This window comes from Nocardia sp. BMG51109 (assembly GCF_000526215.1).
Classification (GTDB): domain Bacteria; phylum Actinomycetota; class Actinomycetes; order Mycobacteriales; family Mycobacteriaceae; genus Nocardia.
In genome coordinates this window covers 657,419-675,457 of record NZ_JAFQ01000004.1, presented here as the reverse complement: position 1 = coordinate 675,457, position 18,039 = coordinate 657,419, and the positions used below count along the sequence as shown (strand labels likewise).

General features: G+C 69.5%; 16 protein-coding genes. 8 read left to right on the top strand and 8 right to left on the bottom strand.

Annotation, left to right across the window (positions count from 1 at the left end; all coding sequences use genetic code 11):
• Positions 1 to 58 precede the first annotated feature (58 nt).
• A complete protein-coding gene (locus tag D892_RS0104545; protein ID WP_036566735.1) occupies positions 59 to 637 on the top strand; it encodes a TetR/AcrR family transcriptional regulator in 579 nt (192 codons plus the stop codon).
• Positions 638 to 733: 96 nt separating this feature from the next.
• On the opposite strand, the gene D892_RS0104540 is transcribed toward D892_RS0104545, so the two are convergent.
• Complete coding sequence (locus D892_RS0104540; RefSeq protein WP_024800103.1) at positions 734 to 1,531, bottom strand: SAM-dependent methyltransferase; 798 nt, start codon at positions 1,529 to 1,531, stop codon at positions 734 to 736.
• A gap of 306 nt (positions 1,532 to 1,837) precedes the next feature.
• Between D892_RS0104540 and D892_RS0104535 the strand changes: the two genes are divergently transcribed.
• On the top strand, positions 1,838 to 2,734 hold the full coding sequence (locus tag D892_RS0104535; protein ID WP_024800102.1) for a helix-turn-helix transcriptional regulator: 897 nt from the start codon (positions 1,838 to 1,840) through the stop codon (positions 2,732 to 2,734).
• A 297-nt stretch (positions 2,735 to 3,031) separates the two neighbouring features.
• Here the strand turns inward: D892_RS0104535 and D892_RS0104525 are convergent, their stop codons facing one another.
• Complete coding sequence (locus D892_RS0104525) at positions 3,032 to 3,382, bottom strand: hypothetical protein (RefSeq protein WP_036566733.1); 351 nt, start codon at positions 3,380 to 3,382, stop codon at positions 3,032 to 3,034.
• A 24-nt stretch (positions 3,383 to 3,406) separates the two neighbouring features.
• Complete coding sequence (locus tag D892_RS0104520; RefSeq protein WP_084160930.1) at positions 3,407 to 4,693, bottom strand: glycosyltransferase 87 family protein; 1,287 nt, start codon at positions 4,691 to 4,693, stop codon at positions 3,407 to 3,409.
• Between the two features lie 206 nt (positions 4,694 to 4,899).
• Here D892_RS0104520 and D892_RS0104515 point away from each other — a divergent pair, with 206 nt between their 5' ends.
• Positions 4,900 to 6,432: an amino acid permease gene (locus D892_RS0104515; protein WP_024800099.1), complete on the top strand. Its 1,533-nt coding sequence runs from the start codon at positions 4,900 to 4,902 to the stop codon at positions 6,430 to 6,432.
• Positions 6,433 to 6,510: 78 nt separating this feature from the next.
• Here D892_RS0104515 and D892_RS0104510 read toward each other — a convergent pair whose 3' ends face one another.
• Together D892_RS0104510 and D892_RS0104505 are read right to left on the bottom strand one after the other, a co-directional pair.
• The gene (locus tag D892_RS0104510; protein ID WP_063629940.1) at positions 6,511 to 7,818 is read right to left on the bottom strand and encodes a lipopolysaccharide assembly protein LapB; all 1,308 of its coding nucleotides are present in this window, start codon (positions 7,816 to 7,818) and stop codon (positions 6,511 to 6,513) included.
• Between the two features lie 131 nt (positions 7,819 to 7,949).
• On the bottom strand, positions 7,950 to 9,542 hold the full coding sequence (locus D892_RS0104505) for a DUF4331 domain-containing protein (protein ID WP_024800097.1): 1,593 nt from the start codon (positions 9,540 to 9,542) through the stop codon (positions 7,950 to 7,952).
• Between the two features lie 281 nt (positions 9,543 to 9,823).
• Here D892_RS0104505 and D892_RS49360 point away from each other — a divergent pair, with 281 nt between their 5' ends.
• Both D892_RS49360 and D892_RS0104495 read left to right on the top strand, forming a co-directional pair.
• Complete coding sequence (locus D892_RS49360) at positions 9,824 to 11,368, top strand: HD domain-containing phosphohydrolase (protein WP_024800096.1); 1,545 nt, start codon at positions 9,824 to 9,826, stop codon at positions 11,366 to 11,368.
• Positions 11,369 to 11,592: 224 nt separating this feature from the next.
• On the top strand, positions 11,593 to 12,246 hold the full coding sequence (locus D892_RS0104495; protein WP_024800095.1) for a TetR/AcrR family transcriptional regulator: 654 nt from the start codon (positions 11,593 to 11,595) through the stop codon (positions 12,244 to 12,246).
• A 53-nt stretch (positions 12,247 to 12,299) separates the two neighbouring features.
• Here the strand turns inward: D892_RS0104495 and D892_RS0104490 are convergent, their stop codons facing one another.
• Positions 12,300 to 13,502: a CdaR family transcriptional regulator gene (locus D892_RS0104490; RefSeq protein ID WP_024800094.1), complete on the bottom strand. Its 1,203-nt coding sequence runs from the start codon at positions 13,500 to 13,502 to the stop codon at positions 12,300 to 12,302.
• A 1,070-nt stretch (positions 13,503 to 14,572) separates the two neighbouring features.
• Between D892_RS0104490 and D892_RS0104470 the strand changes: the two genes are divergently transcribed.
• Positions 14,573 to 14,860, top strand: coding sequence for a hypothetical protein (locus D892_RS0104470; protein WP_036566729.1), 288 nt, complete (start codon positions 14,573 to 14,575; stop codon positions 14,858 to 14,860).
• Positions 14,861 to 14,931: 71 nt separating this feature from the next.
• On the opposite strand, the gene D892_RS0104465 is transcribed toward D892_RS0104470, so the two are convergent.
• Both D892_RS0104465 and D892_RS44830 read right to left on the bottom strand, forming a co-directional pair.
• Entirely contained in the window at positions 14,932 to 15,615 is a 684-nt protein-coding gene (locus D892_RS0104465; RefSeq protein ID WP_024800091.1) for a DUF305 domain-containing protein, read from the bottom strand.
• 86 nt (positions 15,616 to 15,701) lie between these two features.
• A complete protein-coding gene (locus tag D892_RS44830; protein ID WP_024800090.1) occupies positions 15,702 to 16,718 on the bottom strand; it encodes a hypothetical protein in 1,017 nt (338 codons plus the stop codon).
• 472 nt (positions 16,719 to 17,190) lie between these two features.
• On the opposite strand from D892_RS44830, the gene D892_RS46375 reads away from it, so the two are divergent.
• Positions 17,191 to 17,355: a hypothetical protein gene (locus tag D892_RS46375; RefSeq protein ID WP_156959371.1), complete on the top strand. Its 165-nt coding sequence runs from the start codon at positions 17,191 to 17,193 to the stop codon at positions 17,353 to 17,355.
• 87 nt (positions 17,356 to 17,442) lie between these two features.
• A complete protein-coding gene (locus D892_RS0104450; RefSeq protein ID WP_024800089.1) occupies positions 17,443 to 17,760 on the top strand; it encodes a hypothetical protein in 318 nt (105 codons plus the stop codon).
• The last annotated feature ends 279 nt before the right edge of the window (positions 17,761 to 18,039 follow it).

Genomic DNA, 18,039 nt, shown 5'->3' with positions numbered 1-18,039 from the left:
GTGTCCTGATATTAGGGCTAGTGTCCTGATTTCACAACGGCGGCGGTAGATTGAGTCCGTGGCAGCGACCAGACCCGTGATCGAGGAGAACCGGCGCGGCAAGCGCGAGCAGATCATCGACGCCGCCCGGCAGGTGCTGGCCCGCGACGGACTGGTCGCGTGCACCGCCCGCGCCGTCGCCGATGCGAGCCCGCTGACCAAGAGCGCGGTGCACTACTACTTCGACGACATCCAGCAGATCGTCGACCTCGCCATGCGCGAGCATGTGACGGCGATGGTGTCGGCGCTGCGCCGGGCCGCCGACGGCGAATCCGAACCGGCAGAACGTCTCCGGGCCGTTGTCCAGGAGTATCTGGCCACGTTCGCCGAGCAGCCCGGCGCGGCCTACCTGTGGTTCGAATACTGGATCGACACCGGTCGCCGGGGTTCGGCCGATATCGTCGCCGCCACGCTGGACGAGGTCTCCGCGCTCCTGCGTGAACTCGTCGCGGAACTCCCGGTCGACGATCCGGCCGAGACGGGGCACGCGCTGATGTCGTGGCTGATGGGCACCCTCGTGCAGCAGCAGGTGCGGCCCCGGCCCGCGGCGGCGCTGCGCCGGGAACTCGGCGCGGTGGTCGGAATCGCGCTGGATTGACCCTCGGCCGCCGAGGAGGTGCGCGCGTCGTCCGGCGGCGGAACTCCCCGGCATTTCCGGCCCGCGGCAGGGAGCGGCGTGCCGGGGACGGTGTCCTCAGGACTTGCGGGCGACCCCGCCGTACGCGGCGACCTCGCGCAGACCGGCCAGTTCCGATTCGGGCCGGCGCCAGTGCGTGATCTTGCCGAAGCCGGGCTCGAGCAGTTCGTAGCCGTCGAACACGGCGCGCAGCTCGTCCTGGGTGCGCGGATGGTACGGCGCACCACCGGATTTCGCGTACTCGTCGCACATCGCCACATAGGTGGGGCTGTCCACGGTGCCGTCCCAGTGCACCAGGTGGCTGCCGGCGGGGACCGCGTCCATCACGGTGCGCACGATGCGCAGCAGGTCGGCGTAGCTGTGGGCGTGCCCGAGCACCCCCATGAACATCACGCCGATCGGCTGGGTGAAGTTCAGGATGTTCTTGGCGTCGGAGATGATCTGCTCGGGCTCGTGGAAATCGGCCTCGACGTAGGTGGTGACCCCCTCGTGCGTGGTGCTGGTCAGCAGCGCGCGGGCGTGGGTGAGCACCAGCGGGTCGTTGTCGACGTACACGACCCGGGCGTCGGGCGTGATGCGCTGGGCGACCTCGTGGGTGTTCTGCATCGTGGGCAGGCCCGTGCCGATGTCCAGGAACTGCCCGATCCCGGCCTCCCGGGCGAGACAGGTGACCGCGCGGATGAGGAATCGCCTGCTCTCGGAGGCCATCGTCCCGATGTCCGGGTCGATCTGCAGGCTGGCGTCGCCGACTTCCCGGTCGATGCCGTAGTTGTCCTTACCGCCCATCCAGTAGTTCCAGATCCGGGCGGAGTGCGGGATATCGGTGCGGATCTCGGTGTTGTGCACTGTCGGCATGGCGCGGTCGGCTCCTCGTAGCGATCCCGGGGCGATGTCTCGATGCACGCCGACGCGGCGGTTTCGGTGTCACGGCGGAATCGGTGCTCGGAGGCACGGACGGGTGATGGTGTGATCTGTCCAGTGACAGTACAAGATTCGACCTGCGCAGACGGCCGGATCGAGGGACCGGAGCGAAACTTGCGCATCGGGGGAACATGGTGGTCAGCGGCGAGCGCGCGGGTATGATAGGCGTGCGATGCGGTGTGGCCCGTAGTTAGCCGCGGCCCATATCGCCGGCGATCGTCGAACATCGGAGCAAACCTCATGATCCCAGAATCCGTCCCGTTTCGGATCGGCAGCGTGGATTCGCTTGTCGCCGAACGCGGTCCGACGGCACTACGGATCGCCGTCGGTGGGCAGCTCCGCAAGTTGCGCGAGCAGTGCGGGATCACGCGCGAGGCCGCCGGCGAGCACATCCGGGGCTCGCACGCCAAGATCAGCCGGCTGGAGCTGGGGCGCACCGGCTTCAAGGAACGTGACATCAAGGACCTGCTGACGCTGTACAACGTCACCGACCCCGTCGACCGCGAGGCGTTCCTGGATCTGGTCCGCAAGGCCAACCAGCCCGGCTGGTGGCATCGCTACAGCGACCTGCTGCCGCAGTGGTTCGAGACCTACATCGGCCTCGAACACGCCTCGCACGCGATCAGAACCTTCGAGGCGCAACTGGTTCCGGGCCTGCTGCAGACCGAGGAGTACACCCGCGCCATCGTCGCGCTGGGACACGGTGAAGACGATGCGAACCGGCGGGTCGAGCTGCGCCGGCGCCGCCAGGAGCTGCTGAGCCGCGACGGCGGCCCGACCCTCTGGGCGGTGCTGGACGAGACGGTGCTACATCGCCCCATCGGCGGGAACGAGGTGCTACGCGGCCAGCTCGAATATCTGGTCGAGATGTCCGACCGGCTGGACGTGACGATCCAGGTGCTGCCCTATGCGGCGGGCGGCCATGCGGCGGCGGGCAGTTCGTTCTCGATGCTGCGCTTCGCCGAGCCCGAACTCCCCGACATCGTCTATATCGAACAGCTGACCAGTGCGCTCTATCTCGATCGCGTGGAGGATCTGGAACTCTACCGCCGGGTCATGGACCGCCTGAGCGTGCAGGCCGAGCCGCCGGAGCGGTCGCGGCAGATCATTCTGGACGCGGCGGCCGAATTGCGTTAGGCGCCTGACGTTCGACGATGTCCGGGGCGGCCGGTTGACCAGCGACAACTCGTGCGGGTTCACTCGTGTCCCGAATGTGCCGCGATCGGATTCGGTGATTCGACGTGCGAGGTCGTGTATCGATCTGAGACGGTAGAACCATCGGAACCGACGAGAACGTAGGAGTTTTTTCTCATGTCGATGGTTGTCTTCCTCGCTCTGCTGCCGTTCATGGGGGCCGACAACGCGCAATCGCTGGCGATTCAGAATCAGGGCCTGCTCGGCGGCTGGTGATCGCCGCCGACCATCTTTTCGAGATCAGGACGGCTGTTCGCCGTTCACACCCGTCGAGAGCTTGACGACGACGTTGTCCGCGGTGACTTCCTGCACCGTGACGTCGAGGCCCTGGGCGGGTTCGGTCTCGCCGACCGGAACCTCCATCTGCTGACCGGCCACCTTCATGGTGACCGTGTTGCCGTTCACGGCAACGAGTTCCGCGTCCACGCCGAGCAGGCTGGCCTTGGCATTCACGCCGCGGTCGAAGGTGACGGTGCACCCGCTGACGGTGCACTCACTGGTGGTGCCCGCCCCCTGCGCGGTGCAGGCTGCCACGCCGATCGGCGTGACAAGGGCGAATACGGTCAAGGCGACGTGCCGTCGAAAGCTCACCCGGCCGAGTGTAGGGCCCGGGTCTCAGGATCGCGAGAAGGTGCGAGTCAGCCGCTCCCGCAGGGCATCCGGTACGAGCGGTTCCCGCACGGCCGGCTTCGGCCCGACCGCCACGTACAGCGCCACCAGCAGCACGCTCAACCACACATAGGTGTCGCCGACGAGGTGTTGCCAAGGCGCCCAAGCAAATTCGCGGTTATCGTCACCGGGCATCGAGTTGTGCGGGCCGATCACGAACGCGATCGCGGCGGCCGTGACGATCGCGTACCAGATCATGGCCGGCCGCCGCGGCAGCCGGGTGGCGGTGCCGATCGCGGCCATCAACGCCGGCGCGACCCACACCCAGTGATGCGACCACGAGATGGGCGACACCAGCAGCGTGAACACCGCGTTCCAGGCCAGCGCCAGCGCCGGATCGTCCATCGCCTTCCGCATCGCCGCGACGACCAGCGCCAGCAGCGCCAGCGAGAGCAACAACCACAGCAGGGTGAACTCCGGCCGGGGGACCTGCAGACGCGCCAGCACGCCCTGGATCGACTGGTTGGTGCGGAACGCCGAGCCGCTCAGCCCGGAGACGTTGCCCATGCCGCCGAACCAGTACCGGGTCGATTCCCCCGGCATGATCGCGTAGGCGAGGACGCTCGCGACCGCCCCGGTGACGGCGGCGGTGGCCGCGGCCTTGTAGTCGCGGCGCACCAGGAAGTAGAGAACGAAGGCGGCCGGGGTCAACTTGATGGCCGCGGCCAGGCCGATCAGCATGCCGCGCTTCCACTTCGGCCGGGCGGTCAGGCAGTCGGCCGCCACCAGCACCATCAGGATCAGATTGACCTGCCCGAAATCCAGCGTCGAGCGGATCGGTTCCAGCAGCACGGCCAGCGGCACCGCGCACGCGGTGGCCCACAGCGTCAGTTCGGTGCCGCCGGTCCAGAACCGCCGCGCCACCAGGTACACCGTCACACCCACCGCCGCGATGGAGACGGCGAAGAACGCGATCGCCGAGGCATGCATGGGCAGCATCGCGAACGGGCTCAGCGCCAGCGCCGCGAACGGCGGATAGATGAACGGCAGCCCGACCCCGACGGTCGTCTTCGGCAGCGTCCCGTACATATCGGAGCCGTGCCACCACGCCTGCACCCCCAGCCGATACACCTGAAGGTCGATGAACTCCCGGCCGATCGACTTCAGTGGCCAGAACGGGTACAGCTGCCAGCAGACGACGCCCGCGATCAGCAGGGCCGGAATCAGCCACGCGGAACGACCGAGACGCCGGGGCGGGGCGCTCGGCAGGACGGGGGTGGAGACGCTAACCATCCAGCCAGAGACTACCGGCCGCCCGGCGCCCGCGGCGCGGATGGGTCGGACTGCCCCCGCGGACAGCCGGATCGCTCGCGAAGACATCATCTCGGCATCGACTCAGCAATTCGAGGCCCGGATCACGGCGGGTGACTGTTAGATTCACTGGCCGCACGTCTGACAGCGCGATGTCCGGCGGGACATCGCGGACGGAGGAGAACAATGTGGCTGTACCGGAGCCAGAACAGCAGGTGACCGATGCTGCGTCGGCGAGCCGGTGGGGTGGATTGTTTCGAACCAAGAGTGTCGAGCAATCGCTCCGCGATACCGACGAACCGGATGCGCGACTGCGCCGCAATCTGAACGCCTGGGATCTCACGATATTCGGCGTCGCCGTGGTGATCGGCGCCGGCATTTTCACACTCACCGCCAGAACCGCCGGAAATGTCGCCGGACCGTCGGTGTCGCTGGCATTCGTCTTCGCCGCGATCGCCTGCGGGCTGACCGCGCTGTGCTATGCGGAATTCGCCTCGACGGTGCCGGTGGCGGGCAGCGCGTACACGTTTTCTTACGCCACCTTCGGTGAATTCGCCGCCTGGATCATCGGCTGGGATCTGATCCTGGAATTCGCGCTGGCCGCCTCGACCGTCGCCAAGGGGTGGTCGCAGTATCTGGGCGAGGTGATGGAGATGCTGGCCGAGGCGATGCACCGGCAGTCACCCTCGCCGATCGTGCACTTCGGTTCGGTCGCCTTCGACTGGGGCGCGGCGCTGCTGATCGTCGTGCTGACGGTGCTGCTGGTGATCGGCACCAAGGTGTCGTCGCGGGTGTCGGCGGTCGCGGTCGCGATCAAGCTGGCCGTGATCGCCGTGGTGGTGGTCGTCGGGCTGACCTATTTCAAGCCGTCCAACCTGCAGCCGTTCATCCCGCCGTCCCAGCCGAGCGACACCGGCGGCGGTGTGCACCAGTCGCTGTTCTCGTGGCTGACCGGCGCCGGCGACAGCGCGTTCGGCTGGTACGGGCTGCTCGCCGCGGCCAGTCTGGTGTTCTTCGCCTTCATCGGCTTCGACGTGGTCGCCACCACCGCCGAGGAGACCGAGAACCCGCAGCGCAACGTGCCTCGCGGCATCCTCGGCTCGCTGGTGATCGTCACCGTGCTGTACGTGGCGGTGTCGCTGGTGCTGACCGGCATGGTGCCCTACACGGATCTGGCCGGTGAGGACGCCACCCTCGCCACCGCGTTCGAGCATCACGGCGTCACGTGGGCGCAGAACGTCATCTCGGTGGGCGCACTGGCCGGGTTGACCACCGTGGTCATGGTGTTGTTCCTGGGACAGACCCGGGTGCTGTTCGCGATGTCGCGCGACGGCCTGCTGCCCCGCTCGCTGGCGCAGACCGGGCGGTTCGACACGCCCACCCGGATCACCGTCATCGTCGGTGTGGTGTGCGCGCTGCTGGCCGGGTTCGTGGAGTTCGGCACCCTCGAGGAGATGGTCAACATCGGCACGCTGTTCGCGTTCGTGCTGGTGTCGATCGGCGTGCTGGTGCTGCGCCGCACCCGGCCGGACCTGCCGCGCGGATTCCGGGTGCCGCTGGTTCCGGTGCTGCCGATCCTGGCCGTGCTGGCCTGCCTGTGGCTGATGCTGAACCTGTCGGTGGAGACCTGGCTGCGGTTCGTGATCTGGATGGCCGTGGGCCTGGCGCTGTATTTCGCTTACAGCGTGCGGCATTCGGTGCTGCGTACCGGAGAACGGTAGCGGCGCACCGGGTTTCGGCGACCGCCGGGCCGAGTCCGCAGCACGGTGCGGACTCGGCCCGGCGTCGTGTTTCCGGCGTCACCGGGCGCCGCCGAGCGCCTCCAGGGCCTGCCGGGCGCGCGGGGCATGCAGCGGGGAGAAGTGCGGGTTGATCCGCAGCGACTCCGACAGGGCCGCGGCCGCTTCGTCGGTGCGGCCGAGGCCCGCGAGGATCGTGCCGCGATGATAGGCGAGGGTGGCGTTGCGCCAGCCCAACGCCGCCGCCCGGTCGGCGTAGCCGAGCGCCTCGTCGTCGCGGCCCGCCCGGTGCAGCGACCAGGCGAGCACATCGGTCGTGATGACGCTCTGCCGGCGGCCGAACTCCAGCTGCGCCAGGCGCACCGCCTCGTTCGGATCGCCGTGGTCGGCGGCGAGCCGGGCGGCGTCGACATACTCGGTGGCGCCCTGGGCCTCGAGCCCGCGGAACTGGTCGGCGATCACGCGATACTGCGCGGCCGCCTCCTCCGTCCGGCCCGCGGACTCGAGCAGTTCGCCGAACTCGATCAGGTACTCGGGCAGGGACGATCGGGCGACCAGCGTGGTGAACTGCGCGATCGCCTGATCGGTGGCGCCGCGGGCGGCGCTCACCTTGGCCTCACCCTGCCGCAGCGCCGGATTGTCCGGGCCGGCGAGAAGGCCCGCGCGGTACTGGGTTTCGGCCTCGCCGAGATCCCCGGAATCGAACGCGAGCTCGCCGAGGTGGTATCGGCAGAAGGCGATCTGGTCCGCGGTGGTCGCCGCGACGAGGCCCATCTCCAGCGCGTTGCGGGCGTCCTCGACGCGACCGTGCAGTTCCAGGTCGTAGGCGGCGCGGGTGAACGCCGAGACGCCGGGCCGCAGGTCGAGCATGCGCTGCACGGCCGCCGTGGCGCCGTCGGTGTCGCCGAGCTGGGTCAGCGCGTCGACGAGCACGCCGTAGCCGTCGGCGCCGGCCGGGCGCAGCGCGACGGCCTGTTCGGCGTGCCGGCGCGCGGTGGCGAAGTCGTGCCGGGCATTCGCGAGCGCGCCCAGCCCGATCTGCGCCTCGGCATTCTCGTCGGGCCGCAGCGCCAGCGACCGATCCAGGGCCTCCTGCGCCAGCCCGTAGTTCGCGGGATCCCCGGTGATACGGGCGAATTCGACGTAGGCGCCGCCGAGCGCGGCCCATCCGGCCGCGTTGCCGGGCACCCGGGCGACCTCCTGATGTAGCTGCGCGATCCGGGCGATCATCGGGTCGGGAGTGCCGGTGGCGCCGGTCGATTCACCGTCGGGCAGGATCGCGATCACTCCGAGCGCGGCGGCGATCAGCCCGATCATCAGGAGTATCAACGCGGGCCGAGGGTATGTGCGGGAACGGTTTCCGGTCATGTCGGGACCTCTGGTGAGTGGGGAGAAGAGGGGAAGGCCCCGAGCGGCGGGACCGATCGGATCGGTCCCGCCGCGGGGTTCGGGCGCCCGGTTGGGGGACGTGGGTGCGGGCGCCCGGTAGCCGGGTGGGGCTACCGATCCACCCGGCGGCGCATCAACAGCCAGCCACCGCCGGCGACGACCGCGGCGGCGCCGGCGCCGCCGACTGCCACGGGCATCCACGGCATGCCGCTGTCGTCCTGCGACGCAGCCGCGGGAGCGAATCCGCTCGCTCCCGACCCCGCGGTGCTGCGTGCCGGGAGCGCCACATAGGGGAAGCTTCCGGAGAAGGCCGCGTCGTTGGCGTCGACCTTGTCGCCGGCGGCCAGGGCCTCGACCAGCTTGCCGCTCTGCGCCGCGCCCTCCACCGCCTGGATCGAGATATCGACCGCGTCGTCGGTCAGGCGCCGGCCGTTCGGGAAGCCCTGCAGGTCACCGCCCAGCACGCCGAGCCGGTTGGGTTGCGCGGCCACCGGTACGGACATGTTGAGCCGCAACATCTCCGAGGGCCGGAAGGACGAGGCACGGGCGTCGGCGTTGAGCGTCTGCGAGTTCAGGTCGGCCTGGATGGGCGGCGCGCTGCCGTCCAGGGTCGGCGCCTGCTTCGCGATCCCGGTGAGGAAGATCTCGACCAGGTCGTTGCGCGGGGTCGCGGGTGCGGGCACGTTGTAGATCGACTGGATCAGCCGGGCCAGTTCGGGATCGGTGACCCGCTGCACCACCTGGGGCACCCCGGCGTCGCCGACGGGCTGCAGCCCGTTGAACGCGTCCTTCAGCCCGGCCTGGACGACCACCTCGTTCACGAGCGGGTTGCCCAGCCGCGAAACCTGCACCGAGGCGCCGACCGGTGTCGCGCTACCCGGGCTCAGCTGTAGTGTGCGGCGTTCGGTGTCGCTCCACACCCCGATCACCGGATTGCGCCCCGGGTCGTTCTTCAGCGCCAGATCGCGCATCGGGACCTGCAGCACAACGGTATTGACGTTCTTGCCGGCGAGCGTGTCGGTGCCGACCTCGGACAGATCGCCGCCGTAGAGCAGGTCGAACAGCCGCAGATCGAGGAAGAACGGATCCTCGGCGGCACCCGCGTAGATCGAACCGCCGCCCGCCAGCGCCTGGGTGGCCTGTTGGCGCAGCACGCCGTAGTCGGGCATCGAGGCCGGGCCGGTGTCGGACGGTGCGGCCGCGCCGTGCGCGAGCGGGCGCCAGTCGTTCGCGCCGTGGCTGACCGACAGCGTGTAGTTCTGCCGGAACAGCAGGTTCTCGTCGGACAGGCTGGTGACCGGCCCGTTGTTGTACAGGAAGGTGCTCGCGCCGCGCCGGTCGTCCGTCGCGAAGTTGACGCGGTAGCTGATGTTCGGTTTCGCGTCGCCGTCGTTGTCGATGTTGATGTCGTAGTTGGCGTCGGCGGCCCACGGGTAGAAGTTCGGGCCGCCGTTGGGCTCCTGCAGCCCGAACCAGTTGGCCACGATCGTCACCGTATCGGGCTCGTCGGGGCTGACGAACGCGTACACGTCGGTGTTGTCCACCGTGGGATCGCCGGCGATCAGCGGGGCCTCGCGGTGGCTGGACGCGCTCGCGGACGGCAGCGTCAGGCCGCCCACCGTGCCGATGAACACGGTGATGCCGGCCGCCGCGAGCACGCCGGCGACGCGGTATCGCGCACCGCGCCGGATGGGTCTGGACATGAGTTTCCTTCAAGAGGTGTAAACACGATGCGCCGGGGCGCGTTTCGGCCCGGGCACGGTCGGGTGAGCGCGGCCGAGTAGTGGCGTGCGCTGTCGGATCCGGGTGCCGGGACCGGCTTTTCGAACCTCCGATGCTCGTAACCGGGCCGACGCAACCCATCCTGGTCGTCGGGCCGATCCGGCCGCATCGGTCGATCGACCTATCCCCGGGACCCCGGTGCCGTCCGGTTTGACCCGTTTTCCCCGATGACCGGTCGCCGTTCGCGAACTACCGTGGGGGAGTGCCGATTCCGCCCGCTTCGATCCGGGTCACCGAAGTGCTCGCCGCGCTGTCGCTCACGACCGACCTGGCGACCGGGGCGCCGTTCGAGAAGGGTCTGGCGACCTGCCTGTTGGCCACCGCTCTCGCCGAGCGGGCCGGCCTGGACGAGGCGGACCGCCGGAACGTCTTCCACGGCGCCCTGCTCGGTGCCGTCGGATGCACCAGTCGTGCCTCGGAGAATGCCGCGGCGTTCTCCGACGATATCGCGTTCCAGCAGGTCTATCACGTGCTGGATCCGGGGGACGCGGAGGTTTTCGCCGCACAGGTGGGCGGCTTCGGTTCGTGGGAACCCGGCCTCCAGCCGCTGCTGCGAGACCGTCTGGTCGACACGATTCCCGGCAAGGCGCCCGCGGCGGTCCGATCGGTGTGCGAGGTCAGCCGGGCCCTCGGCCCCCGCCTCGGGTTACCCGAGGCGGCGATCGTCGCGCTGACCGAGGTGAAGGAGCGCTGGGACGGCCTCGGCGCACCGGAACGGCTGGAGGGCGAGGCGATCTCGCTGACCGGCCGGATCATGCACGTCGCCGAACAGGCGGTGCTCGCCGCCGCCGAACAGGGGCGCGACGCCGCGGTGACCGAACTGCGGCGGCGGGCGGGCGGCCATCTCGACCCGGACCTGGTGGCCCTGTTCGCCGCCGATGCCGACGCCGTATGGGACTGTCTCGACGTACCGGATGTGCTCGCCACGGTGGTGCACCGGGAACCGGGCGTGCCGGTGCACATCCGGCCCGGCGATCGGCTGCAACTGTGCCTGGCGCTGGCGATCATCGTGGATCTGAAAGGCCGCTGGCTGCTGGGACATTCGGGGCATGTCGCCGATCTCGCCGGCACGGCGGCGGAACTGAGCGGCATGCCGGACGACGAGCGGGACACCCTGCGGGCCGCGGCGCTGCTGCACGACATCGGCCGCGCCGGGGTATCCAGTGCGATCTGGGATCGGCCCGGGCCGCTCGGCTCCGGCGAGTGGGAACGCGTTCGGCTGCACACCTATTGGACCGAACGGGTGTTGCAGCGCTGTCCCGGGCTGGCCGACCTGGCCGATATCGCCGCCGGGCATCACGAACGCCTGGACGGCAGCGGCTATCACCGCGGCATCAGCGGTCGCGACAGCTCCAAACAGGCCCGGATACTCGCCGCCGCAGATGTTTTCGCGGCGCTCACCGAGCCCCGCCCGTACCGTCCCGCGCACGCTCCGGCCGACGCCGCCGACGAACTGATGGCCGCGGCCAAGGCCGGTCGTCTGGACCGGGAGGCCTGTGCCGCGGTGGTGGAGGCGGGCGGGCTGCGCAAGCCGCGCGCCGACCTGCCGTGCGGTCTCACCGAACGCGAGGTGGAGGTGCTGCGGCTGGCCGCGCGCGGGCTGTCCAATCGGCAGATCGCCGCGGATCTGGTCGTTTCCGAACGCACCGTGGGGCATCATCTGGGGCACATCTACGACAAGACCGGCCGCCGCACCCGCGCCGGCGCGGCGGTGTTCGCCATGGAGCACGGACTGCTGCCGGATTAGGAACGGTCCGGGGTGGGCGGTCTGCCAACGGTTAATTTTCTGCGAATTCTGGCCACGACCTGCCCGACGGCCGCCCGACATCGCCGTCGGCCGATTCGCGCCGTGACCGGTGAACTTCGCTGTTCATCCAGCGTCCGCGGGTCCTGCGGGACCGGCACACGAACGGGCCGTTCGGTTCTGTGGCCGTCGGGTGGGCTGCGCGGTTGCTCAATATTCTGGTGTGCATGAGCACGCAGACCGAAGACCTGACCGGCCCCTTACCTCGGGGCCGTCACCGGTTGACCCGGGCCGAGGTGCAGTCGTCGCAGTACCGGCGGCTGTGCGGGGCGGCGCTGGTGGCGGTCGGCGAACTCGGATACGCGGCCACCACGGTCGCCGATATCGTGTCCCGGGCGCAGGTGGCGCGCCGCACCTTCTACGCGATGTTCGCCAGTAAGGACGAATGTTTTGCCGCCGCTTACGATTACGGTGTCGACCTGGGGTTGCGCCGGTTGCGCGAGGCGGTGACCGCGGCCGGCCCGCTGAGCTTCCACGACCGGGTGCGGTGCCAGTTCGAGATCTACCTGGCCGCGCTGGCCGCCCAGCCGGAGGCGACCCGAGCCCTGTACGTGGAGACGCTGGTGGCGGGCGATCCGCTGGTGCCGCATCGCGCCCGGGTGCACCGGCTGTTCGCCGACTACTTCATGGAGGTGGCCCGTCTGGGTTTCGCCGGTGGGGAATTGAGCACCGAACCCGATCGGCAGCTGATCGACGTGCTGCTCGGCGGGATGGACGATCGGATCCGGGCCTGTCTGCACGAGCGCGGTGCGGCGGCGCTGCCCGGGCTGACGCCGCTGTTCACCCGCGCCGCGATGGCGCTGTGCGACGGGCAGTGCTGATCGGTGGCCGATCACGGGCCGTGCCGGCCGGTGGCAGGTCAGTGCCTCCCGTTTCAGTGCACCCCGTTGCCGGGGGCGGCATCTCGATAGGTGCGCGCCACCAGCGCGGCGCGCAGATACCACAGCCCGCTGGGCTGGGCCGGATCCAGCCCGGTGAGCTGGCCGATCCGCTTGAGCCGGTAGTCCACGGTGTTGGTGTGCACCTGCAACTGCCGGGCGGTGCGTTGCCGTGACAGTCCGGTCGCCAGGTGGCGGCGCAGCGTTTCCAGCAGGTCCGGGTAGGAGTCCAGCGGGTCGAGCAGTGCCCCGAGCCGGTCGAGCCCCGGCCCGGGCCGGGTGAGCTGGTACTCCATCGCCAGATCGGTGAACCGGTACAGCCCGGGCGCGCTGTCCAGCCGCAGCACCATGTCCAGCAGTTCGTGTGCCCGGTCGGCGGCGTCGGGAACCTGCGGCGTCATCGCGGGAATCACCGTCGCCATGACGGATACCTGTGCGGCGGCGGACAGGCCGAGGACCAGCTCGTCGAGCCGGCCGTCGGTGATGGTGTCCTCCGAGGTCAGGTCGCCGGGAATCAGGAGGGTGCCGCCGTCCACGCTGAGCAGCGATAACGCCCGGCCGGAGCAGCGGGCGGCCAGCTCGGCCTGTAGCCGCCGGAGCTTGCGCCGGGCAACGACTTTCGCGTCCACGCTCGGATGCGACTCGTCGCGATGGCGCGGCACGTGCACGGCGACGACCGCGTACGCCGGCGCGATCTCGATACCGCTCTCCCGGGCCATCGTGGAGGTCGGATGCCCGGCCAGCAGCGCCGAGACCAGGGTGTGCACCGCGGTGTGATGTTCGGTGACGGCGGCCTGGTGCTCGCGCACGTAGGCCAGGGCCACCGCCGGGGTGATGGTGTCGAGGATGCGCAGCAGCAGCTGCGCGGGATCCTCCGGCCGGGCGTCGGTATCGGTGCGGTTCAGCAGCAGGTCGAAGGCCAGCCGGAAGCCCTCGTGGACCGCGTGGTGTACGGCGTCGATCGGAATGCCCTCGCGGGCCCAGTCCGCGGCGGCGCGCTGCAGCCGCCCGACCTTGTCGGCGGGGTCGCGCCCCTCCAACAGGTCCATCGTCAGTTCCAAGCACACACGGGTGACGGTGGTGATGTCACCGTGCAGGGCGTCACCGGGCAGCGTTGCGCACGGCGCCACATGGGTGGCGAAATGACCGACCAGTTGCCGGGACAGGCTCCGGAGGTCGTGGGATGTGCGTCCGCTCATTACAGGGCTCCGCGCTGGGGGGATTCAAGGAACTACGACGTTCCTATATGGCGGCCAACATTAGCGACGCCACCCCGGCCCGCGCAACATCCACGTCTCGAAAGTGCCCCTGCCTGGCGCGTTTTCGGAAACTCACCGACAATCACACCCCTAATCACCGGATGCCCGTTGTTCCGGGCGGCCGCATTGCCGATCGCGCGTGATCCCGCCTGTTCCGGAGTTTCCGGAAGCGTACGTCGCGGGGGGCTGTCGATGGAATCGCGCGCGTCGGGCTCGTCGCCGGAAACGTACTTCGTCGATCTGTGTGATACCAAGAGCCGCAATCGGTTCGAGACGGTCGCGGTGGCGTATCCCGAACCGTCTCGGGGCCATTATCCGCGACCGGCCATCGCCACGGAACTCGGTTGTCCGAACCCGTTTTCCGGCAGTTCGCCGATACCTGCCTCGCGGACGGCCGGGGTCTGTGCGCCGATCGGCGGTCGATGACGGGGCCGTGCGGCGCGGATCCGGCTGTGGCCCGGTATCCCGCGCTCGTGTCGGCCGATGACCGGCGCCGGTGCCTGCCGCTGGGCGGTCGACATTCGTGGCTCGGCCGATGCGCCGGGCGGCCGCATCGCCATGCTCGTCGGGGTCGATCGGCTGTAGAAAGGTCGATCGGCTGTTGATTCTGTGTCGGCGCGAGCCGACGCGCGGCGTGTCGGATCGCTCCGACATCAAGGCGTTCCACGATGTCGTCCTGAGCGTCGTCCTGAGCGCGGCGCTGTGAGCCTGCCGGTGTTGCGGGAACCGGCCGCCTCCCGTCGGCGACCGCGGCCGGACGGTGGTCGGTACCGGTCCTGATTCGGCGGGTGTGTGTTTCCGGAAAACGACCGAAACAGACCGGAGGTCGCCGGTCGCGTGATCAGCTCCGGCGATCTGGTGTGTCTGCCTTCGGCGGCGCCGGCAAATGCGGTTCAATTGATGATGATCGACGAGTTCTACCTGCATGCTCCCGCCGCCCACCGCGCCATCCGGGCGGACTGCTCGACACCGGCATCACCTCAGCATCCGAGAGGACAACGACCGTGAGCATGGTTCTCGCCGCCCACGATATGTACAGCACGGTGCTGGCCCAGGTCGGCAATCCCACGCCGGAGACCCCGCCGGTGGCCGACAAGCTGATGAAACTGGTCCGGTACTTCACCTGGTTCGTTCTGCTGTCCGGCGTCATGGCCGTCACCTACGGTGGTGGCAAGTTCGCCTGGGAGAAGTGGAGCGGTGGTGGCCTGGAGTCGCCGAAGATGATCGCCGGCGCGATGCTCGGCGGCGGCATCGCGACCAGCGCGGGCACCATCATGAACGCCGTCATCGGCGGCTGACGCCAGGCCCGCTACGGGTGCGCCGGAGTCCGGCACACCCGTCGGCGCGTGTGCTCGCCCGGCCGAATGTCTCAGCCCTGGCCGAGCATGTCCCGCATCTGCCGGATCTCCGCCTGCTGTGCGGTGACGATCTCCCGGGCCAGCCGCTGGGCTTCGGGGTTGACACCCGTCGTCAGCTCGGTGTTCGCCATATCGATGGCGCCCTGGTGATGGTCGATCATCATCTGCATCCACATCCGGTCGAACTCGGCACCGGTGGTGTTCTCCAGCATGGTCATCCGGTCCGGCGACATCATGCCCGGCATGCCGTGGCCCATCGTGTCGTGTCCCATGCTGTCGGGTCCCGCTCCGTTGGGTCCCGCTCCGTTGGGTCCCATGGTCGTGGGCTCGGGCTTGCCGAAGCTGCGCAGCAGATCCGCGAACTGCCGCATCTCCGGCTCCTGCGCCTTCTCCACATTCGCCGCCAGCGCGATCAGCTGCTGATTCTGCGACCGGCCCGGTACCAGCTTCGCCATATCGATGGCCTGCGCATGATGCGGATACATCATCTGCAGGAACATCACGTCGGCGTCGGTGAAATCGGTGCGCGCGGGTGCCGCGGTCGGCGCACCGTGGTCCATACCGGGCATGCCGGTGGCCGGTGCGGCGGATGTCGGCGCGGAGCTGCCGGAGTCGTCGTTGCTACAGCCCGCGATGAGCAGTGCCACGGCGATTCCGGTGCCTGCCAGGGTGTTTCGGATACGCGAATCGGACATGAGGTACTCCTCGAAAAGGTGGTAATTCTGTAATGGACGTGCGGAGTTCCGCGTCGACGCGCTGAACGCGCCGGCGCGGCGGTCCATCAGATCCGCAGAATCGACAATTCCGAGAGCGAGAGCACCGTCCACGGTGGTGGCCGAGCGTCTCCGAGGGGCCCGGGCCGCACGCGCAGTCCCGCCCCGGAGTGCCGCACCCCGACTCGGGCCAACAGCACGAGTCCGAGTCCGAGCGAGAGCAGCACGAGCACGAACACGCACGCGTGCATGCCGCCGTGCCCGGCACCGCAGCCGTCGCAATCGACGCCGGTGTGCTGGAAGGACCGAGCGACCTGGGCACGGTCGGCTCGATGCGCCGCCGCCAGGCTGTCTCCGTCGGAAGCTGCGGCCGAACCGCCGGGCACTGCGGTCGAAGGGTAAAGGCCCGTTGCGATCCCGCCCGGTCCCGCCGGTGCGGTACTCGCAGGGCTGGCGGCACCCGCCGGGCTGGCGGTGGCCGCCGGGCTGGGCGGTGGCGCCGAGTCTCCGGTCGCCACGGTCGCGCCCCCGGTGTCGAGTGTCACCGAATCCGAGGGCGCCGTCGGTGTACCCGGAGTGCCGTGGCCGCTGGTGTGTGCCGCAACAGCTCCCTCGTCATGGGGTGTTGCCGGGTAGGAGTGTGGGGGTGTGCTCGGAGTGCTGTGCCCGCTGATCTGGTTGCCGGAGTGCGCTGCGGCAGCACTGCCGGTGTGGGGCGCTATCGGGCCCGAGCCCGGGGATGCCGCCGGTTCGCATCTACCGCCCTGCCCGGCACCGTGGTTGTCGGTGCGGGTCGGGTACGCCTGGGGGAACGGCGCCGGGTCTCGCGGTGGCGGCGCCGTGTCGTCGGTGTGGGGTCCCGCCGGGATCGAGCCGGGCAGCGCCGCCGGCTCGCTCGGGGTGCTGTGGCCGGGCGCGTGTGCGTGGGCGTGACCGGGGGTGAAGACGACCGCGTGCATCACGCCGACCGCGGTGAGCAGCATCAGCAGGCCGAGCGCCCGAACGAGCCGGGCCGCTCGGCCGAGTCGTGGCCGGCCCGCGGCATCTGTACCGCGGGCCCGGCGCAGCCGAAGCCGATCGATCACGCGGCCATTGTAGGACCTCGCCGAGTGATACCCCTGGACCGTATGCATCGGCCGGTCACAGCACGAGACAGCCGCCATGACGGGCCGGTCGAGATCGGCACCGCGTTCGGCCAGGCGGCGACTCGAGGAGCCGGTATCGGCGAACTGCCGGAAAGCTGTCGCGCTACTTCTCGTCGGCGGTTCGTGTTTTCTCCGCCCGGTGTGGTCGGCGCGCTGGCGGCGTGTGACCGTGTGGCGGGCCGCAATCGCGCTGAGCCGCTTCGCGGTTCGAGCGGACCGCTCTGCCGAGGGCAGCCCGGACCTATGCCGGGTGGAACAGGTATGGCGACCACCGAGGTAGGGACCGCAAAGCCGGTCCCGGCGGCAGACGTGGTGGCCGAGTCCGGATCGACGGTACCGGTGCGTGATTCGCGGGTTTCGGCGGGCGATCGAGGCTCCCGCACGGGCGGGCTCGAGGCGTAGGGTGGGGCGCATGGGACAGTTCGGCGAACTCCTCCACGGCGGCAGGTTGCGTAAGGAGAGCGACGACGATTCGGGCACCGGCGAGCCGTTCGAACGCGGTTCGCTCGACCTCGACCGCGGCGTGATCCGGTTGAATCCCCGCGGCGAGTCCCGCGAGGAGAACAGGGACGAGTAGCGGGCCTCGATCCGGCCCAGGCATTTGCGGTAAATTCGCTACAACTCGATTGAACAGTGCGGTACCGGACCCGGAAGGGACACCAGGATGGCCGACCAACTCGATCCCGTGGTGGCGACACTCGTCGACGCGCTCAATGCGGGCGACCGCGCCGCCTTCTTCGGCGTTCTCACCGACGACGCCACCATGTCCGACGACGGCACCGACCGCGATCTGCGGCAGTGGGTGGACGGCGAGGTCTTCGGCAGCAACGGCCGGATGACGGTCGATCCGGATTCGATCTCCGACGGCGGCCGCGCCTTCGTCGCCGACTACGCCAACGACCGCTGGGGATCCATGCGCACCGCGTGGCGTTTCACCGTCGCCGGCGACAAGGTCGGTCGTTTCGAGACCGGCCAGGCCTGAGCGCATCCGCCCTCCGCGCCCACCCCGTGGCGACGGCTCACCCTGTGGCGACAACCGTGCCCGTGGTGACGGTCCATCCTGAGGCGACAGTCCATCCTGAGGTGACAGTCCATCCTGAGGTGACAACTGTGCCCGAGGTGGCGGCCCACCCCGAGGCGGCAACTGTTCCCGTGGCGACAGTCCATCCCGTGGCGGCAACTGTGCCCGTGGTGACGGTCCACCTTGTGGCGACAGCTGGGTCCGGTGGTGACAGCTCACCCTGTGTGGCGGCAACTGTGC